This is a genomic window from Flavobacterium johnsoniae UW101, assembly GCF_000016645.1.
Classification (GTDB): domain Bacteria; phylum Bacteroidota; class Bacteroidia; order Flavobacteriales; family Flavobacteriaceae; genus Flavobacterium; species Flavobacterium johnsoniae.
Genome location: NC_009441.1, coordinates 2,849,810 through 2,872,187 on the forward strand (window position 1 = coordinate 2,849,810; position 22,378 = coordinate 2,872,187).

Here is a 22,378-nt window from a genome sequence, read left to right on the forward strand (position 1 = left end):
ATTAAAATTGTTTTAAGCTTTATTATGAAATATTTTTCGACATTATTATTCTTTGTTTTTTTTATAACCTGTTCTGCTTTTTCGCAGGGAAAAGTAATTAAATATACTGTATCCAGCGGAGAAACAATCAATCAGATTGCTCAAAAATTCAAAGTCACACCTTACGATATTTATGAATTAAATCCTGATGCACGCAGCGGAGTAAAGCCTAATACCGTTTTATTGATTCCGGCTGCGGCAAATAAAAATGCGGATAAAAAAGAAACAGCTGAGGCGAAATCGACAGGTAATTCTAAAGAAATTATTCACGAAGTACAGCCAAAAGAAACTTTTTACAGCATCGAAAAAAAATATGGCATTTCTGATGAAGCCTTAAAAGCGGCAAATCCAATTCTTGAAAAGAACGGGGTTCAGATTGGTCAGAAACTTGTGATTCCTGCAAAAGGAGCAGCTCCTAAAAATACAGCTGCAGCAGAGAAAAAAACAAAAGAAAAAGGACCAGAAAAATATGTATACCATGAGGTTCAGGCAAAAGAAACAAAGTATTCGATTGCAAAACAATACAATACAACAGTTGAAGATTTAGAGAAAAGAAATCCTGAAATCGTTTCCAGCTTACCAGTTGGATACAGAGTTACTATAAAAGGAACTGCTCCAAAAACAGAAACTGCGGCGCCGGTTTCTAAAGCTGAAGAACCTAAGAAAACTGAATCTAAAAAAACAGTTTCTTATATGGAATATCAAGTAAAACCAAAAGAGACTTTTTATAGTTTAGGTAGAGTTTTTCATTTAACACAAGATGAGTTAGTTGCTTTAAATCCGTCATTATCAGAAGGAGTAAAAGAAGGAATGGTTCTTAAAGTTCCTGCGGGATATGTAGCACCGGCACCAATCGTGGCTCAATCTCAGCCAGCTGAAAAAGTAGCTGTTTCTACACCGGTAGTAGTTGAAAAACCTGCAGAAAATACAGGAGGCGGTATTAAAATTATAGATAAGGTAAAATCTGAAACTGTTTCGGCAGATCCTGAAATTGTTGAATTAACTAAGAAAAAAGGACAAAATGACCGCCAGAAATTAGTTTTATTACTTCCTTTTAATTTAGCAAAATTACAAACTGATACAACCGGAATGGCGGCACGTTTAAAAACAGACAAATTTTTAAACATGACACTTGATTTTTATTCTGGAGCCATGATGGCAATAGACTCTGCTAAAACATTAAAACTGCCAATTGATGTTTCGATTTACGATTCGCAGGAAACTAAAACTACATCGAATATTGCTTCTTTAATTGCGCAGAATAAATTGCAGGAAGCAGATGCAGTTGTTGGGCCGTTTTACCAAAATAATGCAGAATCTACAGCAAATTCGCTTCGTTTATACAATGTTCCGGTGATTTCGCCATTGTCAAAAGATGCGGCAAATCCTATCGATAATTTATATCAGACAGTTCCATCAAATGATGTAGTTCGAAATGCGATTTTTGATTATATGAGAGCTAAAAACGGAAACATTGTGGCTGTTGTAGACAAGAAAAAAGAATCGGTTATCAATTATATCAAACAAAATCAAAAAGGAGTTGTTTTTGCCGGATTAACAGAAACCGGAGGTTTAGATGCTGCCAATTTAAAAAGCCTTTTACTGCCGACACGTTTGAATTATGTGGTAATGGAAACAGGAAATACGGCGATGATAAAAGCAACTATAAAAGCTTTGATTGATTCTCAAAAAACATGTCAGGTGCAGTTGGTAATTCTAGAACCAAACAGTACGCTTGATACAGACGAGATTAGTTTTGATAATTTGGTTCAGTTGAAATTAATGTATCCTTCTGTAACTCGCGACAGTGACGAACAAGGAGCTGCAATTTTCAAAAAAGAATATAAATTGAAAAATAAAGCCTATCCAAATACATACGCAACAAGAGGTTTTGATGTAACTTTTGATACCATGATGCGTTTGGTTCAGGGAAAAACGTATCAGGAAACAGCAGATTTAATGACAACACAACAGGTTGACAATAAATTTCAATTTTATAAAAAAGAAGATGGCGGACACTCAAATAAAGGTGTCTACATTTTATATTACGATTCAGACTTAACTTTAAAAGCAGCAAATTAATGACATCAAAAGTAACTTACTTAGGCGATTTAAGAACAAAATCAATTCATATACAATCAGGAAGTGAAATCATTTCTGATGCACCGCTTGATAATAACGGAAAAGGAGAAGCTTTTTCTCCAACAGATACAGTTGCAAATGCTTTGGCAAGCTGTATGATGACAATTATGGGCATCAAAGCTCGTGATTTAGAAGTAGATTTTACCGGCTCTACAGCCGAAGTAACAAAAATAATGAATGCTGAGCCAAGAAGAATTGGCGCAATTGAAATTGTTTTTCAAATGAAAAGCAATGCCGATGAAAAAAGTAAAACCATTTTAGAACGTGCTGCAATGACTTGTCCGGTGTTTTTGAGTTTAAGTTCAGAAATTGAAAAAAATGTAACCTTTAATTGGGAATAATTTTTTTAGAATATAGTATAAAAAGCTGTCAATATTGGCAGCTTTTTTTATGCAATTCATATAAATGCAAAAATTAACAAAATATTCATGCCAAATTTTGGGTCTTAAAAATATATTGAAGTATCTTTGTCTTGCAAAAAATACGCATGTTAATGCAAAAATAACGCAGTCTTAAAAAGTGAAAACGAGAATCACTTTTTTAATATTATTTGGAATCTCTAAGTGAGATAAAAATGATATTCCAAATTCTACTCCAAATCAATAATTTAAATTTTGTTGTATTCCATTTATAAAGGTTTTATCTTTATATGGTATTGATTGCTATTATTTTAGCAATGATTTGACTTGCGTTTTTTCAATTGAAAAATGAAATTTTAGGGTTTTAACCCAGCACACATAATCTGAAGAATAAAAAAAACTATATCATGTTAAAAAGTAAAATAGACAAAGCAACCGGTTTTGAAAAACGCTTCGAAAACATCAATACCGTTGTTTTTGAAAATTCAAACGAAGCTTCAAAAGCAGTTGCACAGGAAATCGCAGCTTTAATTCAATCAAAACAAAAAGAAAACAAGCCTTGTATTTTAGGTTTGGCTACAGGTTCTTCTCCAAAAGGTTTGTATGCTGAATTAGTGCGTCTGCATAAAGAAGAAGGTTTGAGTTTTAAAAACGTAATCAGTTTTAATCTTGACGAATATTACCCGATGGAGCCAAACTCTATCAATAGTTATGTTCGTTTTATGAAAGAATTATTGTTTGATCATGTGGATATTTTACCTGAAAATGCTCATGTTCCAGACGGACTTTTAACTAAAGAACAAATTGCAGACTACTGCCACGAATATGAGGCTAAAATTGAAGCCCTGGGCGGCATTGATTTGCAGATTCTTGGAATTGGAGGAAACGGACATATTGGTTTTAATGAATCAGGATCGCTTCAAAACTCAAAAACACGTTTAGTAGCTTTGGATCATATTACAAGAGTTGCTGCAAGTAAAGATTTCTTCGGATTAAATAATACGCCAAGAACTGCAATTACACTTGGGGTTAAAAAAATCATGGAGGCTAAAAGAGTTATTTTATTAGCTTGGGGTGAAGGAAAAGCCAATATTGTAAAAAAATCGGTTGAAGATGAAGTTACAAACAGAGTTCCGGCTTCATTCCTGCAAGAACACGATAATGCAGTTTTTATTTTAGATAAAGAAGCTTCTTCAAAACTTACAAGTATCAACAAACCATGGCTTGTAGAGAAAATTGTCTGGACAGATAAATTAACTCGTAAAGCAGTTTTAGGATTGGCTCTGGATCTTAAAAAACCAATTTTAATGCTTACTGATGCTGATTATATCGAAAACGGAATGAGCGATTTATTAGCAGATTCTGGTCCGGCATACGATATCAATATCAAGATATTCAATAAATTACAAAATACAATTACAGGCTGGCCGGGCGGAAAACCAAATGCAGAAGATGCAAATCGTCCTGAAAGAGCTGAGCCTGCTAAAAAGCGCGTATTGATTTTTAGTCCGCATCCAGATGATGATATTATTAGTATGGGAGGAACTTTTATGCGTTTGCAGGAGCAGGGGCATGAAGTGCACGTAGCTTATCAGACATCAGGGAATATTGCTGTTGCCGATGATGAAGCATTGCGTTTTGCCAGATTCGTAATTGATTACAATGAAAAATTCGGAATCAAGAGCGAAGAAGCTGATAACATTTATCAAAAAGCACAAACCTTTTTAGAAAATAAAAAGAACAGTGAAATTGATATTCCTGAAGTACGATATATAAAAGGATTAATTAGAAAAGGAGAAGCAAGAGCAACAAGTCATTTTGTTGGTCTGCCAGACAGTCAGATTCATTTTATGGAACTACCTTTCTATGAAACGGGAACAATTGAGAAAAAACCAATTGGACCAGAAGATATTCAGTTAACAGTAGATTTAATTGAAAAAATTAAACCGCACCAAATCTACGCAGCAGGAGATTTAGCAGATCCGCACGGAACACACAAAGTTTGTCTGGATGCTATTTTTGAAGCTGTAAAAGTTTTAAAACCAAAAGAGTTTATGAACGACTGCTGGTTATGGTTATACCGCGGTGCTTGGCAGGAATGGGGAATTGATGAAGTAGAAATGGCGGTACCAATGAGCCCGGATCAGGTTTTGGCAAAACGTCACGGAATCTTCAAGCACCAGTCGCAAAAAGACGGTGTTGTTTTTCAGGGAACTGATGCAAGAGAGTTCTGGCAGAGAGCCGAAGACCGAAACAGCGAAACAGCAGCTTTGTATCAGCAATTAGGTTTGGCAAGTTATGCTGCAATGGAAGCTTTTGTGAGATGGCATTATTAAGATGCTAAGCTTTTTAGTTGTCAGTCGGAGTCACAGTTTGCAGTGTCAATGAGCAGTCAATTTGATACTGAGACTGAAAAACAAGACTGAAAACTATTTTTTAATCTGTAGCAAAAGAAGAAAAATAATAATAGCTTTGTAAGCAATCAAAAGCAAGAAGGAGGAATAGTATATATTCTTTCTTCTTGCTTCTTTTTTCTTAAAAAAATGGAACAAGACAAAAAACTTCTCATAAAATTAGCACATACTAAAATGCCTTTCGGGAAATACGAAGGACGTTTTTTAATTGATTTACCAGAATACTATGTGGTTTGGTATCATAATAAAGGTTTTCCAAAAGGAGAATTAGGCCAGCAGTTACAGCTTATTTATGAGTTAAAACTTAATGGTTTAGAAGAATTGATACGAAATATTAAGAAACAATATCCTAAACCTGTAAAATAGTAAGAAAAATCTTTGGTTGTTTGATTTTTTTTATATAAGTTTGAAATACAAAAATATTATAATTTCTAAAAACAAAGTGATACCACAGAATTCAAGACTGAATTCATATAATGTGTACAAGTCAGTGTTTTTAAATTATAATATTTTTTTTGTTTTAAAACCTTTCTTATCACCTTCGTATTACTTCAAACGAATATCTAATAAATTAACCTTATTTTTTTAAGTTTCTCAAAAACATTTTTCAATCAGAAATAAGGATATTCTTTAAAAAAATCTCTAATTAAAAGTTAAAATTATCGATTACAAAACCAAGTAATCAATCTGTTTAAAAATTTGCAAATTATCTCATTATCGAATTGATAAATTGTCTAATTAAATTTGTACTTTTGCCAAGTTTTTTACACAACTACTTACAAACAACAACAGAATGAATCAAACAAAATATATTTTTGTTACAGGCGGTGTGACTTCTTCATTAGGAAAAGGGATCATTGCAGCATCTTTAGCAAAATTGTTACAAGGAAGAGGATACCGTACAACTATTCAAAAATTTGATCCGTATATTAATGTGGATCCGGGAACACTAAACCCGTATGAGCACGGAGAATGTTATGTAACAGATGATGGTGCAGAAACAGATTTAGATTTAGGTCATTACGAGCGTTTTCTTAACGTTCCTACTTCTCAGGCCAATAACGTTACTACAGGAAGAGTGTATCTTTCGGTTATTGAAAAAGAAAGAAGAGGAGAGTTTTTAGGAAAAACAGTTCAGGTTGTTCCTCACATCACAAACGAAATCAAAGACAGAATGCAGTTGCTGGGTAAATCTGGCGATTATGATATTGTAATTACTGAAATTGGTGGAACTGTAGGTGATATTGAATCATTACCTTATATAGAATCTGTTCGTCAGTTAGTTTGGGAATTAGGAGAAAATAATGGAATTGTTATTCATTTAACTTTAGTTCCTTATTTGGCTGCAGCTGGTGAGTTGAAAACAAAGCCAACACAGCACTCTGTAAAAACTTTAATGGAAAGCGGAATTAAAGCTGATATTTTGGTTTGTAGAACTGAGCACGAATTATCTCAGGAATTACGTCAAAAACTAGCTTTGTTTTGTAATGTTAAAAAAGAAGCAGTTATCCAGTCTATTGATGCTTCTACTATATATGAAGTTCCAAATTTAATGCTTGAAGAAGGATTAGATGTTGTAGCTTTAAAGAAATTAGATCTGCCTAAAAAAGCATCTCCGGATCTTAAAAACTGGAATACTTTCTTAAAAAGATTAAAAAGTCCAAAACAAACTGTAAATATTGGTTTGGTTGGAAAATATGTAGAAATGCAGGATTGTTACAAATCTATTTTAGAGGCGTTCATTCATGCAGGTGCTGCAAATGAAACTAAAGTAAATGTAATTTCAATTCACTCAGAGCATATTAATGCTGATAACGTAGAAGAGAAATTAGGAACTCTTGACGGAGTTTTAGTTGCTCCAGGATTTGGAGAAAGAGGTATTGAAGGAAAAATCGAAGCAGTTCGTTATGTTCGTGAAAACAATATTCCGTTTTTCGGAATTTGTTTAGGAATGCAGATGTCTGTTATCGAGTATTCTAGAAATATTTTAGGTTATGCCGATGCCAATTCAACAGAGATGAACGAGAAAACGCCTCATCCGGTTGTGAATTTAATGGAAGAGCAAAAAAATATTACAGATAAAGGCGGAACAATGCGTTTAGGAGCTTGGAAATGTGATATTAAACCAAATACACTGGCACACAGAATTTACGGTGAAAAAACAATTTCAGAACGTCACCGCCACCGTTATGAGTACAATAATAAATATGCTGATGAATTACAGAAAGCAGGTTTAAAAGCATCTGGAGTAAACCCGGATACCGGATTAGTTGAAATCGTAGAGCTTGAAAACCACCCGTTTTTTATTGGTGTACAATACCACCCAGAATACAAAAGTACAGTTGCAAATCCGCACCCAATATTTGTAAACTTTGTGGCAGCTGCTGTAAATGCGCATAAAAAATAATAATTAATATTCTGAGAAGAATGTAACTTTTGAGATCAACTCATTACTAATAAGCTTCAACGAATAACTTTTTTAAATTAATAATGGAAGAAAAAAAATTAGACCTTAATTCAATCATTGGTTTTGTATTGATATTCGGAATTTTGATTTGGATCATGTATCAAAATCAGCCTTCTGAGAAAGAAATTGCTGCTGAAAAAGCCAAGAAAGAATTAGTAGCTAAACAAGAAGCTCAGGCAAAAGCTGATAAAGCTAAAACAGCTGTTGCTCCAACTGCGGTAACACCAGGTGATACAGTTCAATTGGCACAATTGCAAAAAACTTTAGGCGGTTTTGCATATTCTGCTGCGCTTCCTTCTGCAAAAGAAGCTTTTACAACTATTGAAAATGAAAAGATCAAACTTAAAATCGCTAATAAAGGTGGTTATATAGTTGAAGCTACTTTAAAAGAATTTAAAAAGTTTGAAAAAAATTCAGGTCAGTTAGTTGAATTGATTAAAGACAATAATGCTCATTTAAATATTCAGCTGCAAACAGTCGATAACAGAACTTTAAATACTAAAGATTTGTTTTTCGAACCAACTTTAGAAAAAATTGGAGCAGATCAGGTTTTATCTATGCGTTTAAAAGCTGGGGCTAATGAATTTTTAGAATATAAATATGTATTAAAACCAAATGATTATTTAGTTGGTTTTGATGTTCGTTCTCAAGGATTAAACAAAGTTTTAAATTCGGCTAAACCATTGGATTTACAGTGGGATTTAAAAACTTACAGAAACGAAAAAAGTATTTCTTATGAAAACCGTTATGCTGAAATTTATTATGAGCATGAAGATGGGAAGATAAATTATGCAGGTTTAGGAAAACATGAAGAAGAAACAGTTGATAAAGTTAGTTTTATAGCTTACAAACAACACTTCTTTACTTCTATTTTAGTAACAGATAAACCATTTGAAACTACTAAATTGGAGTCAACTAATTTAGTAAATGACGAAAAAATCGACACTGTTTTTACTAAACAGTTCAAAGCAAACGTTCCATTAGCATTTTCAAATGGCGAAATTGATTATAAAATGCAATGGTATTTTGGACCAGCAGATTATAAAGTTTTAAAATCATATGATAAGAATTTCCAAAAAATTATTCCGCTGGGATGGGGAATCTTTGGATGGATTAATAAATTGATATTTGTACCATTATTTGGATTCTTAAGTTCAACAATTGGATTATCATTAGGAATTGCAATTATCATTTTTACCATTATTATCAAATTGGCAATGTCGCCAATTACCTATAAATCGTTCCTGTCTCAGGCTAAAATGAAAGTTTTACGTCCTGATATTGCAGAGTTGGGAGAAAAATTCAAAAAAGACCCAATGAAAAAACAACAGGAAACAATGAAACTGTACAACAAAGCAGGAGTAAACCCAATGGCAGGATGTATTCCGGCATTGATTCAGCTTCCTTTTATGTATGCTTCGTTCCAGTTTTTCCCTGCTGCTTTTGAATTAAGACAAAAAGGTTTCCTTTGGGCAGACGATTTATCATCTTTTGATTCAGTTGTAAAATTACCATTCCATATTCCATTGTACGGAGATCACATTAGTTTGTTCCCAATTTTGGCTGCAATTGCGATTTTCTTCTACATGAAAATGACTTCTGGAGATCAGCAAATGGCTGCGCCTCAGCAGGAAGGCATGCCGGATATGGCAAAAATGATGAAAATCATGATTTATGTTTCGCCATTAATGATGTTAATTTTCTTCAATAGTTATGGAGCTGGATTGAGTTTGTATAACTTTATTTCAAACTTAATTACTATTGGAATTATGTTTGTAATCAAAAATTATATTGTAGACAGTGATAAAATTCACGCTCAAATTCAGGAGAACAAACAAAGAGAACCTAAAAAGCCAAGCAAATTCCAACAGCGTCTTCAGGAAGTAATGGAACAACAAGAAGCGGCGAAGAAAAATCAAAATAAAAAGAAATAATTAAATAATAAAAAAATCTCGATTCAATCGGGATTTTTTTATTTTAGAGAGTTGGTTTTCAGGAAAAATAATCAAAATTTTATTTTTTGAGAAACACCAATTATACTTTGTGAAACGATTTTTCGTTTAACTTAAAAATTGAATAAAACATGATTTCTAAAAAACTAGCAATTGGACTGACATTATTAAATGTTTTTATTTTAAGCGCTCAAACGGAGTTTAATAAATTAGATGCAAACGGTAAAAAAGACGGTGTCTGGAAAGGAGTTTATGAATCTAAACGTCCTCGTTATGAAGGTACTTTCAGCCACGGAAAAGAAACCGGAATTTTTAATTTTTTTGATGACACACAAAAAGGCGACATAATTGCAACGCGTGATTTTACGGCTAATGATGGAAGTTCATACACTATTTTTTACGATCAGAAAAAAAATAAAGTAAGCGAAGGAAAAGAAATAGGAAAGGAGAGAGAGGGAGAATGGAAATATTATCACAAAGCTTCTAAAGTTTTAATGAGTACTGAAAACTATAAAAACGGCAAACTTCAAGGATTAAAAACAGTTTATTATCCAAATGCTAAAGTTGCCGAAGAAATGACGTATCAGAATGGTTCAAGAGAAGGGAATTATAAAAAATACGGACAAAACGGAACACTTTTAGAAGATGCGACATATAAAAATAATGAGTTTAATGGTGATGCCGTTTTTTATGACGCAGACGGCGCTATAGCATCTAAGGGGAAATTTGTAAACGGAAAAAAAGCCGGAATGTGGCAGTTTTATACTAAAGGCAAATTGACTAAGGAAGTAAATATGAGCGACCCAAAAGCAAGCTATAAAGCTGATTCTAAACCTAAAATGAGCAATTAAAGATTTTAAAATATTTAAAATTTTCAGCCGCGAATTCACGAATTTATTATAAAACTAAAATTTGTGAATTTGCGGCTCTTTTTTTTTGTCTAATTGTTTAAATTTGATTTGCTAATAATTTGATTCAATGGATTTAAACGAACTTACAGGACGATTTTTGTTATTGTTTCTTTCGATACTGGTTCTGTATTTTTTCTCTAACCGAAAAGATAATGAAACCATAAATCCATTAATGGTAATTGTGGGACTTTGTACATTTTCGCTTTGCTATTTGTTTACAAAAATCGAAATCGGTGTTGGAATTGGTTTTGGCTTATTCGCCATTTTTTCGATTCTGAGATTTAGAACCCAATCCTTTACAGTAAACGCTATAATTTTTCTTTTTGCTACCATCACACTTTCTATTTTAGATATTATGTATCCTTTTGAAAAAATTGAAATATTGCTCTTTTTTCAGGTTATCATAATTGGTTTTTATATTGCGGCCTCGGTTATTGTCAATAAAAAAGCTTCCAGCTATTTAAATGCAGTCGATATGAAAATTCCTTTAGTAAGTGATTTTTCTTTAGAAAATGGAAACATCCGCAGAGCAATTCAGGAAAAAATAAATATTAAAGATTTCGATTTTAAAATCGTTTTGGTCAATACGGTTACAAACGAAATAGATCTTTTGGTTTTTTATTAAGGTTAATTCAAAAGCTTCGCAGGAGTTTAATATTTATAGAAAAGCGATTATTCGCACCGAATAAAGCTCCAGAGGAGCGAAATTACCATATGCCACCCCGATGGGGCTTTGTTTATACACAAAATCATTTTATTCTATAAATATGCAATCCCTCTGGGATTATTAATAAAGTTTCCAGAAAAATAATCTGCTAGATCTGCAGAATCTGCGAGAGTTTGCCAGCATATTTTTAAATAATTTATAATCCCTTAATCTGTGGCAGAATAAATTTATTCTTCGCCACCGATAGCCTAAATGTCAATTGTACCTAATCATTAAAAGGGCGAACCTGTTTAATGTATAAATCCCGATTTTCTCCCACAATTTTAAATTCGATATCTACAGGATGAAATAGACTTTTTCGCCAATAACGATACATCTTTTCTTCAATTTTTTTACTGACCATAAAAAGCCGGCTCATTTCTTTTCTGCTTAGCAAAGGTTCATTGTCATTTAGATTTGAGTTTGAAGTATAATCAACATCAAAATCATCATCGTTAGTTCCGGAATTAAAGTGATAAGCCACAAACTGTTCGCATATTTCACCTTTTTCCGGCTTTACAACTGAGTTTTCTCCTTTTTGAACATTTACTGTAATTCCTGGAAAATTTTGTCTGAAAATATTCTTTGTAATCACAACGCCATTTGCCAGTTCATCTGGAAAAGAACGGTGAACCAAAACACCCATTGCAATATTCTGCTGATCGATTCCAAATAGTTCTCTTTCATTATATGAAGCTTCATTCCAGACACTTGCCCAGACTTGTTTAATTGCTTTTTCAAATGTTTTAATACTGTCGCCTAAAATTCCGGTTTTAGAATCATATAAACCTGCCCCGTTAAAATCATCCAAATCTTCCGCATTTGTTGACGAGCGGAATCTGAAATTTTTGAATTTAGCATTTTTAAAAGCCAGATTCAGTTTAGAAATTAATTCAGGATCTACAGGTTCTTTTTTAATGGCATCGCGTATTTTTTTTAACTGCTGATTAATCCAAACCGTAGAATCTTTATTAGGAAATGCCAAAAGCTCCTTTATTAGAGGCGAAATCGATTCTTTTTGAATATGTTTTGTATAAAAATAAAACGGAATGGCATGTGCATCTTCTGGAGTTCTAAACGGAATTTCTTTAGATATCGCAATTAAATACGACATGTTCTGCGCCTTAGATCCAATATAATTTACTCCTTTTTTTGGAATTTTAGATAAATCTACTAAATCTGTAACCGTGTTATCAATAGTGAGTTTTTTCTTTTTTGAATTCGTTTTAAGGACTATTTTTTTATCAGTTTCTTTAATAAAAAAAGTATCAGACTTGATTTTTAATTCTACTTTTTTAGAAATTAGTTTCTTTATGTTTTCATCTTTTAAGGCCATTGTATATGCCATAATTGGAATTTTTCTGTTTTTGCCTAAAAGCACCAAATGACTTAGCGGCGTTTGGAGTTCGTTGACTATAATTCCTCTTACGTTTGGCAAAATATCCGGCGTTCCGTCTAAAACAACAATTTCATCCGGATTAGGTTTTACTTTTTCTAAATCCTTGATTTTGTATTGTCTTAAAATACCAATATTGGTTCCGGAAACGACTTCCTGATATTGTATTTCATTAAAAATATAATCTGATTTTACACAAGGTATTTTAAACTGTTCCAAACGAAACCATTCCATTTGTTCTGGATTATTGAGATAAAACTTTAGGTTTTCGCCAATAAAAGTTGATTTTTTAACCAGATTGAAAAATCGTTCTATAAGTTCAACAGGCATGTGATCTGAAGCTGCCAATTCAAAAATCCATTTATCAGTTCCTTTAATATGATTTAGATTTCCAAGTAAAAAATCGCGGTTTTTTTGAGTATTGCTGTAATTATCATTATTAAAAACTTCTAAATCCTGATTGTAATGCAGATAATTAATTACGAAATCATAATGAAGTGGAATTAAGGTGCTGTTGAAATAATACATTTTCTGTTTTCGTAAATCGTAAATTACTTTTACAGATACGATATTCGAGAATTTATCAGACAAAGGTTTTCCTCTAAATGCCTTATATGCTTCGTAATTTTCTAATGATGAAGAATATCTCTGCGCACTTAAAGACATAAAAATGAGAAAGAAAAACAAGCTGTAAATGTATTTTTTCATGACAATTTTATTGAATATTAAAAGTAAGTATTTAAACCATAAGTTTTATCTACCACCGGATTATATAAACCAATCAAAACCATTACGATTTTCTAAAATATGGCGTATCTTTGCACCCTTGTAAAAATAAATATTTTAAAATGAAACGAGTAGTAGTTGGTCTTTCTGGTGGAGTAGATTCTAGTGTTGCAGCTTATTTATTGCAGCAGCAAGGATACGAAGTTATTGGCCTTTTTATGAAGAACTGGCACGATGATTCGGTTACTATTTCTAACGAATGTCCTTGGTTAGAAGATAGTAACGATGCTTTATTGGTTGCAGAAAAACTTGGAATACCGTTTCAGACAGTTGATTTAAGTGAAGAATACAAAGAAAAAATCGTTGATTATATGTTCAACGAATACGAAAAAGGAAGAACTCCAAATCCTGACGTGCTTTGTAACCGCGAAATCAAATTTGATGTTTTTATGAAAATTGCTCTAAGTCTTGGAGCTGATTATGTTGCGACTGGTCATTACTGCCAGAAAAGCGAAATTGAAGTTGACGGAAAAACGGTTTATCAATTAATTGCCGGAAATGATGTTAACAAAGATCAGTCGTATTTTTTATGCCAGTTATCTCAGGAACAATTATCAAAAGCATTGTTTCCAATTGGGGCTTTGACAAAACCAGAAGTTCGCGAAATTGCAGCCGAAATGGAATTGGTTACTGCCGAAAAGAAAGATTCGCAAGGACTTTGCTTTATTGGAAAAGTGCGTTTACCTGAATTTTTACAGCAAAAATTACAGCCAAAAGAAGGTACAATTGTTCAGATTGATAAAAATGATCCTATATACAATGTTGAAAAGCAAGCTGGATTGTCTTTAGAAGAAGAATTAAAAATCGAATCTCAAAAACTGAACTACCGTCCGGAAATGGGTAAAGTTATGGGTAAACATCAGGGAGCACATTATTTTACTGTTGGACAAAGAAAAGGATTGAATGTTGGAGGTACTACAGACCCATTATTTGTAATTGCTACTGATGTTGATACCAATACAATTTATACTGGTTTAACGAGTAATCATCCTGGGTTGTTTAAAAAAGCTTTATTTGTTGGCAATTCTGAAGTACACTGGGTTCGTGAAGATTTGAAACTGAAAGAAGGCGAACAGATGGAAGTAATGGCGAGAATTCGTTATCGTCAGCCATTGCAAAAAGCAACTTTACATCAGTTTGCAAACGGAATGTATGTTCATTTTGATGAGCCTCAGTCTGCTATTACAGAAGGACAATTTGTTGCCTGGTATTTAGAAAATGAATTAGTTGGTTCGGGAGTAATTTCTTAGCTTTATACTTTCTTAGGAAGAAATTCCATAAAAAGTATACTATGAGATATAACTTTACTTTTCTTTTATTCTTCGTTTCGTTTGCCATTTTTGCGCAGGAAGAAGCGTGGGTTTATTTTAATGCAAAACCCAATGCTCAGGCATTCTTTAGTAATCCTTTATCAGAACTATCGCAAAGAGCTTTAGACCGAAGAACAAATCAAAATATAGTTTTAGATTTAACAGATGCACCGTTAGAAGCTTCATTTGTAAATCAAATTAAATCTAGTACAGGAATAACGTTGATGGCACAGTCTAAATGGCTTAATGCACTTCACATTCGCGGTACACAAACTAATATCAATGCTTTAAAAGGATTGTCTTTTGTAGCAAAAGTTGAGTTTGCTGATAAAAGTTTAAATACTACTGGAAAAAAAGTCTCAGTAGCAAAAACAAGTCAAACACTTGATAAGTTAAAAACTACTGTTGATTATTCGTATGGTAATTCTGCCAATCAAATTCAGATGTTAAACGGTCAGGTTCTGCATCAGCAGAATTTTACCGGAGAAGGAAAAATTATAGCCGTTTTAGATGCTGGATTTCCAGGTGTAAATACAGCCCAGCCTTTTGAAAATCTTAGAAATAACAACCGAATTCTGGGAGGTTACGACTTCACCACCCGAAATGACAATTTTTACACGGGAGACGATCACGGAACTTTAGTACTTTCAACTATGGGAGGTTATAAAGAAAATGCCTTGGTTGGAACAGCTCCAAATGCATCATATTATCTTTTTATTACCGAAATCGATGCTGTAGAAAATCCTGTAGAAGAATCTTTATGGGTTGAAGCTGCCGAAAGAGCTGATGCTTTGGGAGTTGATATAATAACTACTTCATTAGGATATTTTGGTGACCGCACAGAGCCGAGATATAATCATACCTACAGCGATATGAACGGAATAACAACTTTTATTTCGCGAGGCGCTGAAATAGCTTTTAGTAAAGGAATATTGGTTTTAGCTTCTGCCGGAAATGAAGGAAATACGACAGAAAAACATGTTGGTTCTCCAGCCGATGCTGTTTCAGTTCTGGCAATTGGTGCGGTTACAGCTTCTAAAGTAAAATCGAGTTTCAGTTCGATTGGGCCAAGTTATGATAACAGAATAAAGCCGGATGTAATGGCACAGGGATCTGCGGCGACAGTAGCTAATGCAAACGGAAGTATAGGAACTGCCGATGGAACTTCTTTTTCATGTCCAATTATAGCAGGAATGGCAGCTTCTTTATGGCAGGCTTTTCCAACTAAAACCAATAAAGAAATCAGACAAATGATTTTGGCTTCTGCCGACAGATATACTACTCCTGATACTAGTTATGGATATGGAATACCAAATTTTGGTTCTACTTTAGGAACTCAAACTTTCCTGTCAACTTCAGATTTTTTGGTTTATCCAAATCCAACAAAATCAAATATCTCATTTTTGTTTGATAACGAAACCGCTTCTGTTTCTATCTATTCGTTATTAGGACAAAAGCTGATTGAAAAACAAATCACAAATCAAAATCCGGTACTTTCTGTAGAAGGTTTAACAAACGGACTTTATTTTTATACTTTCGATGCGGGAAGCTTACATAAAACAGGAAAAATAATAAAACAATAATAGTTTTAATGAATAGAATTACAACGCTTTTTAATATAAAATATCCAATTATTCAAGGTGGCATGATTTGGAATAGCGGTTATAAATTAGCATCGGCAGTGAGTAATGCTGGCGGGTTAGGTTTAATTGGCGCAGGATCGATGTATCCTGATGTTTTGAGAGAACATATTCAGAAATGTAAAAAAGCGACTGATAAGCCGTTTGGAGTTAATATTCCGATGTTATATCCTAATATTGAAGAGATCATGAATATCGTGATTGAAGAAGGCGTTAAAATCGTTTTTACTTCGGCAGGAAATCCAAAAACATGGACTTCATTTTTAAAAGAAAAAGGAATAACAGTAGTACATGTAGTCAGCAGCAGTGTTTTTGCCTTAAAAGCACAAGAAGCTGGCGTAGATGCTATTGTGGCCGAAGGTTTCGAAGCGGGCGGACATAACGGACGCGATGAAACTACTACTGTTACTTTGATTCCGATGGTAAAGGAAAAAATCCAAATTCCAATTATTGCTGCCGGCGGAATTGCAACCGGAAGGGGAATGCTTGCTGCAATGGTTTTAGGTGCCGATGGTGTTCAGGTTGGAAGCCGTTTTGCAGCATCGATAGAATCATCTGCCCACAATAATTTTAAACAAACGATAGTTAATATAAAAGAAGGAGATACTCAATTGACTTTAAAAGAATTAGCTCCGGTTCGATTGGTTAAAAATAAGTTTTATAATGATGTTCAGGCTTTATATGAAAAATGTCCTTCTAAAGAAGATTTGATTGAATTATTAGGAAGAGCCAGAGCCAAAAAAGGAATGTTTGAAGGTGATTTGGAAGAAGGCGAACTCGAAATAGGACAAATCGCCGGACTGATTCATGAAATTTTACCTGTCGAACAAATTGTTCAAGAAATGATAGCCGATTTTAAAGCTGCTCGCGAAGAAAAAGCTACATTTGATTTTTAATTATCCGCAAGAAAAATTTATGAATTCTATTCGCACTTATATAATTATATTGTTTTTAACTTTTGGACTGCAGCAAGTTCAAAGCCAATCCTATCATTTTAAAACTTCGGGTTTCAGCGTACTGCAAAAAAATGAGAGAGGGAAATGGGGCGAATGGTCGAACCTTGACTTGGTAAATCTTTCGGTTGTGTTAGATACAGATAAACACCGTATTGTTGTGTACTCTCAGGAAATCCAGCTTTTTAATATTTTGGATTATATAGAAAGAGAAGAAAACGATACTGATATTGTGTATTCTTTCTTGTGTAAAGATAACGACGGAAAAGAATGTAAACTTTCAATCATTACCAGAAAAAAACAGGATTTCCGTAAACAGCTCTATATCAATTACGATGACCATATTATCGTTTATAATATTTTTACGGTTTAAAATAAGCTTCTAAGATACTAAGTACTTTGGATTTAATAATAAAAAAAACTTAGTAACTTAGTATCTCAGAACCTTAGAGTCTATAAAGAGTCAATTTCCTTAATAAACTCATCATATTCCAGATAAAACATTTCTAGAGCGTGCATTTTTTCGTTGAAAAAATCAAAAATTGCGTCCCAGTTATTGCGGTTGCTAAAACCAACACCAAGTTTTTCAACCCAGATTCGGCTTATGTTTTTACCACTTTCAAGAGTATAGTTTTTTTCAAAAACCAAATCTTTAATGAATTCTTCTTCCAGAATATTCTTTAACGCTTCCAGTTTTTCGAAATAAGCATATCGTTTTTCATCGCTTCGGTGTTCAATGTCAATTAAAACCTGAGCTTTTTTATTGTCTACATAAAATTTAAAAGAGAAATCTTTTATTTTGGTATCATAAAGAACCCATTTTCTAGGATACTTTTCTGCAAAAGCTACCCAAAATTCCCTTTTCATTCTTTGTGATTCTTCTCTGCTGTACATTTTTATGGCTTTGTTTTAGAAAACTTGTAGAACCGCATTTTCTAGAGTATATTTATATTTTAATTGAAAGTACAAAAATAAACTTTGAATATGGATTTTCAACAATTTTTACAATATGTTCCTAATTTAATTCCAGTTGAACTTCCGGCAGAAACGGCACACGCTAAAATGGCCCCTCTAGAACGCATTCAGGCGTTGAAAAACTTAGATATTAACGCAAAGAATCCGCGAATTGCTGCAGTTATGATGCTGTTTTATCCTAAAAACGAAAAAACACATCTTATTTTAATTGTCCGAAATGCTTACAACGGAGTTCATTCCTCACAAATAGCTTTTCCGGGAGGTAAATATGAAATAACAGATAGGGATTATCAGGAAACAGCTTTGCGTGAAACAAGCGAAGAAATTGGTGTTCTTCCTGAGAAAATAGAAATTATAAAGCATTTTACACCCATGTATATTCCGCCAAGTAACTTCTTGGTTCATCCATATTTGGGAATTGCAAAAGAAGAACTTTCATTTTATCCGGATGCGCGTGAAGTAGCTTCAATTATCGAACTGCCGCTGTCTGTTTTTTTAGATGATGAAATTATGATCGAAACCACATTATCAACTTCTTATGGAAATGATATTCTGGTTCCGGCATTCTATATTCAAAATCATATTGTATGGGGAGCAACAGCGATGATTTTAAGCGAACTGAGAGATGTTTTAAAAACAACTTTTGCAGAAAATTCGTAATAGAATAAAATTAACAATTTGATATTCATGATGATAGTGTTTTATTCTGTAAATTGTATAAAACTATTGCTAAAAGAATAATTTTTGTATGTTTGCGACTTAACCAAAAATAACACAAAACAGCATTATGGGATTGTTTAAACGAAATCCTTTCGGTCATATATTATTCATCAAGAAATGGTTAATCCGTATTTTGGGTGCCATGACACATAGAAGATATAGAGGTTTTAATGAATTGCAGATTGAAGGATCTGAAATTATTAAAACGCTTCCGGATACAAATGTTTTGTTTATATCAAATCACCAAACGTATTTTGCCGATGTTGTAGCAATGTTTCATGTGTTTAACGCAAGTTTAAGCGGACGTCAAGATACTATTAAGAACATTGGTTATTTATGGCAGCCAAAAATGAATATTTATTATGTTGCTGCAAAAGAAACTATGCAGGCAGGATTACTGCCAAGAATTTTGGCTTATGTTGGGGCTATTACGGTTGAAAGAACCTGGAGATCAAAAGGAGTTGACGTTACAGAAAAACGTGATGTAAACCCAAATGATACCGAAAATATTAGAATTGCTCTTGAAGATGGCTGGGTTATTACTTTTCCGCAGGGAACAACAAAATCTTTTAAACCTGTTCGTAAAGGAACAGCGCATATCATCAAACAGCATAAACCTATCGTAATTCCTATTGTAATTGACGGTTTCCGACGTTCTTTTGATAAAAAGGGACTTCGTATGAAAAAGAAAAATATACTTCAGTCTTTCATAATTAAAGAGCCTCTTGAAATCGATTATGAAAATGATACTATCGAACAGATCGTAGAAAAAGTAGAATACGCAATCGAACAGCACCCATCATTTTTAAAAGTTATTCCAGCCGAAGAAATAAAAGCACAGGAAGAACTTAACAAAATGAGACGCTGGGATTACTAGAATTTTAGGTTATTTTTTTGTTTCAAGTTTCAGGTTTCAAGTTTCAAGTTGGAAAACTAGCACCTTTGAGCCTTTGTCGCTCTGAACCTTTGAACCTCAATTAAAAATCTATCTTCTTCAACTCCTTGTAATTCACATACAATCTGCGTAAAAGAGTTCCGTACAATAATCTGTAGAAACACCAGAAGACTCCAAAGAAACCTAGGATTACCAGAATTAAAATTCCAATTGTGGTAAACATTGCTTTTCCGTTTACGGCTAATTTTTCTCTTAAAAAAGCCATGTCAGGATTGTAGACAAAAGCGATAAAAAAGCTTAAAATAGACGTAACCACAATCATTCCTAAGTTGTACCACACATAATACTGAACCGTTTTTCTGGTTCTTAAAATAGCGCTCATTAAAGATTTTGTAGCAACAGTTGTAGAAATCGTAGTATAATTTTTGTAGAAAATAAAAACAAAAATTAATCCCACCAGATAATTCAAATAAGTTAAATATTCAAGGGTAACAACAATCTCAGGATGATTTATTTTTCTTAAAACATCATCTGTATTGATAAACAAATTTGAGAAAGTCCAAAATGAAATTTCCAGAATACTAATAATCAAAATCCATTTTACAATAGAAGATGATTTTTTGTGAATCATTCTGTAGATTTCTGTTTCAGAAATTTGTTGAAAAGAATCAGAGTTCTTTTTCCAGTCTTTTTTTAATAAATCCAGTTCTTTCATAATAATTTTTAAGGATTTAGTATTTTTTTAAGTTTCCCTTTAATTCTATTCATTTTCACACGCGCATTCACTTCGCTGATTCCTAAGGTTTCGGCTATTTCTTGATAATCTTTGTCTTCTAAATACATAAAAACTAATGCTTTTTCGATGTCATTAAGCTGATAAACTGCTTTATACATCAATTTTATCTGTTCTTCCTCTTCATAATTGTAATCAACATCTTTTACAAAGTGCTGATGACTTTCATAATCTACGGTAGATATGGTCCTTTTGGTTTTTCGGTATAATGTAATTGCTGTATTTAAAGCAACACGGTACGTCCAGGTCGAAAATTTACTGTCGCCTCTAAATTTTGGATAAGCTTTCCAGAGCTGAATGGTGATTTCCTGAAATAAATCTTTATGAGCGTCTTCGCCATCAGTATACAACCTACAAATCTTGTGGATTATATTCTGATTTGCCTGCAATTGTGCAACAAATGACTGTTCTAGATTTTCGCTCATAAAAGTATTAGTAGTTATGAAATCATTTTTGTTACAGTTAAATTTATTTTTTTTGACGCACGTTAAAAGATTATAATTTCTTTTAGTTGTTTAATACAAAATAAAAATCCTTTTACTCTGTGCGATCTGTGGCAGAAAAATCTAAAATTTTCTCGTTTTATAATAATTAATCATCAAATCTATAAACTTGCTGTAGCTTTCCATTCCGTCTTTTTGATTGTTCGATTTCAGGAAATTATCATACAGAAAGTGAAAACCTTTATCTATAAAGGTGTCGTATTTTTTCCAGAAATCCTGGCTTTCCTGATAGTTTTTTAAAATTCCGGGATTTATCTCTTTTTTTAATTTTTCAAAAACTTTTTCATTTTTAAACTTCCATATTCCAAGACAATAACGCAATGCAAAGCTGTATCCTGAATATTGAAAATATAAATTATCATTCTTCACACATGCCAAAACGCCGATAAAATTACATTCATTTTCACTCGCAAAACCAATTTGATGAGCCATTTCATGTGAAGCCGTGAGCGGGAAAGAATACATAGGCAGTAAATCATTTACCTGTGCTTCATTGGTAAACGGATTTAAATAACCGCCAAATCCCATATAAGTTAATGGAACGCTGAATAGTGATTTTTTAACGCTTAATGTGTTGTATTTAAAATATGGATGCTCTTGTGCTAAATTGTTATATCCGCTTAAATTCATTTTAAAAACTTCTTCCTGTGAATACGGAAGTTGAATTTTCTCGTTCTTATTTTTTGTGATCTTAAACTGGATTTCATTGGTTCTAACAATCAGTTTTTTTGTGAACGCTAATAAATCAGCATCGCTGTATTCTCTTTTAATTTCCATTTTCTGGAAAAGAGGTTCACGATAATAATTAAAAGCCCAAAGCACATGAAACAGAAAATAATAAACAGAAATTTTGCCTAAAATTTTTAAGATATGATCTTTCCATTCGGTTTTCCATGTTTTTCTAATTTTCCAGAACCAGCTGATAATTGATATAATCAAAATACCGTAAATGCAGTCGCCCACAGAAAAAGGAATTTTACCTAAAACTATTCGTAAGAAATGAGAAATTCTAATGTATAAATTGTTGCTGTAAAAGCCTTCAACAAAGTCAGGAAAAAAAGGAAGAACTTTTAAAAAGATAATCTGAATTAAAAGAAATAGGGGAAGGATATGTTTTCTTGTCACGGTTATTACGTTTGTATAAAAATAATAATTAAAAGATAGTTAGTGTTATTTTTTGTAAATTTGTTATTCAATAATAAGGAAAAAATGACACAAATCACTTTAAATATTCCAGATAATGAATTGTCATTCTTTATGCAGTTAATAGAAAAATTCAATTATGAAACTGTAATAAATGAATTTTCAGTGACTGAAGAAATGAAAAATTTGTTAGACGAAAGAAGATCAACTTCAAAAGCTGATGAGTTTCTTCCTTGGAATGAAGCAAAAAAGAAATTGCGTTTTAAATAAGGCA

Annotated in this window: 20 protein-coding genes; 15 read left to right on the forward strand and 5 right to left on the reverse strand. The window is 32.8% G+C overall.

Annotated features, from left to right (window positions below):
• The first annotated feature begins 24 nt into the window (after window positions 1-24).
• The 8 genes from FJOH_RS12370 (at window position 25) to FJOH_RS12405 (ending at window position 10,909) form a co-directional block, all read left to right on the forward strand.
• Complete coding sequence (locus FJOH_RS12370) at window positions 25-2,121, forward strand: PBP1 and LysM peptidoglycan-binding domain-containing protein (RefSeq protein WP_012024445.1); 2,097 nt, start codon at window positions 25-27, stop codon at window positions 2,119-2,121.
• Window positions 2,121-2,522, forward strand: a complete 402-nt coding sequence (locus FJOH_RS12375; RefSeq protein ID WP_012024446.1) for an OsmC family protein — start codon at window positions 2,121-2,123, stop codon at window positions 2,520-2,522. The genes FJOH_RS12370 and FJOH_RS12375 overlap by 1 nt, the downstream gene beginning before the upstream one ends.
• Window positions 2,523-2,947: 425 nt before the next feature.
• A complete protein-coding gene (gene nagB / locus FJOH_RS12380) occupies window positions 2,948-4,876 on the forward strand; it encodes a glucosamine-6-phosphate deaminase (protein WP_012024447.1) in 1,929 nt (642 codons plus the stop codon).
• Window positions 4,877-5,083: 207 nt separating this feature from the next.
• The gene (locus tag FJOH_RS12385) at window positions 5,084-5,320 is read left to right on the forward strand and encodes a DUF3820 family protein (RefSeq protein ID WP_012024448.1); all 237 of its coding nucleotides are present in this window, start codon (window positions 5,084-5,086) and stop codon (window positions 5,318-5,320) included.
• Between the two features lie 427 nt (window positions 5,321-5,747).
• On the forward strand, window positions 5,748-7,361 hold the full coding sequence (locus tag FJOH_RS12390) for a CTP synthase (protein WP_012024449.1): 1,614 nt from the start codon (window positions 5,748-5,750) through the stop codon (window positions 7,359-7,361).
• A gap of 83 nt (window positions 7,362-7,444) precedes the next feature.
• A complete protein-coding gene (gene yidC / locus FJOH_RS12395; RefSeq protein WP_012024450.1) occupies window positions 7,445-9,355 on the forward strand; it encodes a membrane protein insertase YidC in 1,911 nt (636 codons plus the stop codon).
• A gap of 149 nt (window positions 9,356-9,504) precedes the next feature.
• Entirely contained in the window at window positions 9,505-10,224 is a 720-nt protein-coding gene (locus FJOH_RS12400; protein ID WP_012024451.1) for a toxin-antitoxin system YwqK family antitoxin, read from the forward strand.
• A 127-nt stretch (window positions 10,225-10,351) separates the two neighbouring features.
• Window positions 10,352-10,909, forward strand: a complete 558-nt coding sequence (locus FJOH_RS12405) for a DUF4956 domain-containing protein (protein WP_012024452.1) — start codon at window positions 10,352-10,354, stop codon at window positions 10,907-10,909.
• Window positions 10,910-11,216: 307 nt separating this feature from the next.
• Here FJOH_RS12405 and FJOH_RS12410 read toward each other — a convergent pair whose 3' ends face one another.
• Window positions 11,217-13,094 (reverse strand): PEP/pyruvate-binding domain-containing protein, encoded by a 1,878-nt coding sequence (locus FJOH_RS12410; protein WP_012024453.1) that lies wholly within the window; start codon window positions 13,092-13,094, stop codon window positions 11,217-11,219.
• A gap of 140 nt (window positions 13,095-13,234) precedes the next feature.
• Between FJOH_RS12410 and mnmA the strand changes: the two genes are divergently transcribed.
• The 4 genes from mnmA to FJOH_RS12430 are packed head-to-tail and all read left to right on the forward strand — an operon-like array spanning window position 13,235 to window position 17,448.
• Entirely contained in the window at window positions 13,235-14,422 is a 1,188-nt protein-coding gene (gene mnmA / locus FJOH_RS12415) for a tRNA 2-thiouridine(34) synthase MnmA (RefSeq protein WP_012024454.1), read from the forward strand.
• 41 nt (window positions 14,423-14,463) lie between these two features.
• Window positions 14,464-16,065: a S8 family serine peptidase gene (locus tag FJOH_RS12420; RefSeq protein WP_012024455.1), complete on the forward strand. Its 1,602-nt coding sequence runs from the start codon at window positions 14,464-14,466 to the stop codon at window positions 16,063-16,065.
• Between the two features lie 8 nt (window positions 16,066-16,073).
• A complete protein-coding gene (locus tag FJOH_RS12425; RefSeq protein WP_012024456.1) occupies window positions 16,074-17,018 on the forward strand; it encodes an NAD(P)H-dependent flavin oxidoreductase in 945 nt (314 codons plus the stop codon).
• 19 nt (window positions 17,019-17,037) lie between these two features.
• Entirely contained in the window at window positions 17,038-17,448 is a 411-nt protein-coding gene (locus FJOH_RS12430; RefSeq protein WP_012024457.1) for a hypothetical protein, read from the forward strand.
• An 80-nt stretch (window positions 17,449-17,528) separates the two neighbouring features.
• On the opposite strand, the gene FJOH_RS12435 is transcribed toward FJOH_RS12430, so the two are convergent.
• Window positions 17,529-17,969 (reverse strand): DUF4268 domain-containing protein, encoded by a 441-nt coding sequence (locus tag FJOH_RS12435; RefSeq protein WP_012024458.1) that lies wholly within the window; start codon window positions 17,967-17,969, stop codon window positions 17,529-17,531.
• 90 nt (window positions 17,970-18,059) lie between these two features.
• Here FJOH_RS12435 and FJOH_RS12440 point away from each other — a divergent pair, with 90 nt between their 5' ends.
• The gene (locus FJOH_RS12440) at window positions 18,060-18,710 is read left to right on the forward strand and encodes an NUDIX hydrolase (protein WP_012024459.1); all 651 of its coding nucleotides are present in this window, start codon (window positions 18,060-18,062) and stop codon (window positions 18,708-18,710) included.
• Window positions 18,711-18,837: 127 nt separating this feature from the next.
• Window positions 18,838-19,647 carry a lysophospholipid acyltransferase family protein gene (locus FJOH_RS12445; protein WP_012024460.1) on the forward strand — a complete coding sequence of 270 codons (810 nt, stop codon included), beginning with the start codon at window positions 18,838-18,840 and terminating at the stop codon, window positions 19,645-19,647.
• A 100-nt stretch (window positions 19,648-19,747) separates the two neighbouring features.
• On the opposite strand, the gene FJOH_RS12450 is transcribed toward FJOH_RS12445, so the two are convergent.
• The 3 genes from FJOH_RS12450 to FJOH_RS12460 all read right to left on the reverse strand — a co-directional run bounded on the left by FJOH_RS12450 (window position 19,748) and on the right by FJOH_RS12460 (window position 22,086).
• Window positions 19,748-20,380 (reverse strand): hypothetical protein, encoded by a 633-nt coding sequence (locus FJOH_RS12450; protein WP_012024461.1) that lies wholly within the window; start codon window positions 20,378-20,380, stop codon window positions 19,748-19,750.
• A gap of 8 nt (window positions 20,381-20,388) precedes the next feature.
• Window positions 20,389-20,883, reverse strand: a complete 495-nt coding sequence (locus FJOH_RS12455; protein WP_012024462.1) for an RNA polymerase sigma factor — start codon at window positions 20,881-20,883, stop codon at window positions 20,389-20,391.
• Between the two features lie 141 nt (window positions 20,884-21,024).
• On the reverse strand, window positions 21,025-22,086 hold the full coding sequence (locus tag FJOH_RS12460; RefSeq protein WP_012024463.1) for a DUF3810 domain-containing protein: 1,062 nt from the start codon (window positions 22,084-22,086) through the stop codon (window positions 21,025-21,027).
• 84 nt (window positions 22,087-22,170) lie between these two features.
• On the opposite strand from FJOH_RS12460, the gene FJOH_RS12465 reads away from it, so the two are divergent.
• Window positions 22,171-22,374, forward strand: a complete 204-nt coding sequence (locus FJOH_RS12465; protein ID WP_044047702.1) for a hypothetical protein — start codon at window positions 22,171-22,173, stop codon at window positions 22,372-22,374.
• Window positions 22,375-22,378 lie beyond the last annotated feature (4 nt).

Coding starts and splice junctions, on each gene's coding strand:
- FJOH_RS12370 (WP_012024445.1), top strand. CDS start 25: ATGAAATATTTTTCGACATTATTATTCTTTGTTTTTTTTATAACCTGT.
- FJOH_RS12375 (WP_012024446.1), top strand. CDS start 2,121: ATGACATCAAAAGTAACTTACTTAGGCGATTTAAGAACAAAATCAATT.
- nagB (WP_012024447.1), top strand. CDS start 2,948: ATGTTAAAAAGTAAAATAGACAAAGCAACCGGTTTTGAAAAACGCTTC.
- FJOH_RS12385 (WP_012024448.1), top strand. CDS start 5,084: ATGGAACAAGACAAAAAACTTCTCATAAAATTAGCACATACTAAAATG.
- FJOH_RS12390 (WP_012024449.1), top strand. CDS start 5,748: ATGAATCAAACAAAATATATTTTTGTTACAGGCGGTGTGACTTCTTCA.
- yidC (WP_012024450.1), top strand. CDS start 7,445: ATGGAAGAAAAAAAATTAGACCTTAATTCAATCATTGGTTTTGTATTG.
- FJOH_RS12400 (WP_012024451.1), top strand. CDS start 9,505: ATGATTTCTAAAAAACTAGCAATTGGACTGACATTATTAAATGTTTTT.
- FJOH_RS12405 (WP_012024452.1), top strand. CDS start 10,352: ATGGATTTAAACGAACTTACAGGACGATTTTTGTTATTGTTTCTTTCG.
- FJOH_RS12410 (WP_012024453.1), bottom strand. CDS start 13,094: ATGAAAAAATACATTTACAGCTTGTTTTTCTTTCTCATTTTTATGTCT.
- mnmA (WP_012024454.1), top strand. CDS start 13,235: ATGAAACGAGTAGTAGTTGGTCTTTCTGGTGGAGTAGATTCTAGTGTT.
- FJOH_RS12420 (WP_012024455.1), top strand. CDS start 14,464: ATGAGATATAACTTTACTTTTCTTTTATTCTTCGTTTCGTTTGCCATT.
- FJOH_RS12425 (WP_012024456.1), top strand. CDS start 16,074: ATGAATAGAATTACAACGCTTTTTAATATAAAATATCCAATTATTCAA.
- FJOH_RS12430 (WP_012024457.1), top strand. CDS start 17,038: ATGAATTCTATTCGCACTTATATAATTATATTGTTTTTAACTTTTGGA.
- FJOH_RS12435 (WP_012024458.1), bottom strand. CDS start 17,969: ATGTACAGCAGAGAAGAATCACAAAGAATGAAAAGGGAATTTTGGGTA.
- FJOH_RS12440 (WP_012024459.1), top strand. CDS start 18,060: ATGGATTTTCAACAATTTTTACAATATGTTCCTAATTTAATTCCAGTT.
- FJOH_RS12445 (WP_012024460.1), top strand. CDS start 18,838: ATGGGATTGTTTAAACGAAATCCTTTCGGTCATATATTATTCATCAAG.
- FJOH_RS12450 (WP_012024461.1), bottom strand. CDS start 20,380: ATGAAAGAACTGGATTTATTAAAAAAAGACTGGAAAAAGAACTCTGAT.
- FJOH_RS12455 (WP_012024462.1), bottom strand. CDS start 20,883: ATGAGCGAAAATCTAGAACAGTCATTTGTTGCACAATTGCAGGCAAAT.
- FJOH_RS12465 (WP_044047702.1), top strand. CDS start 22,171: ATGACACAAATCACTTTAAATATTCCAGATAATGAATTGTCATTCTTT.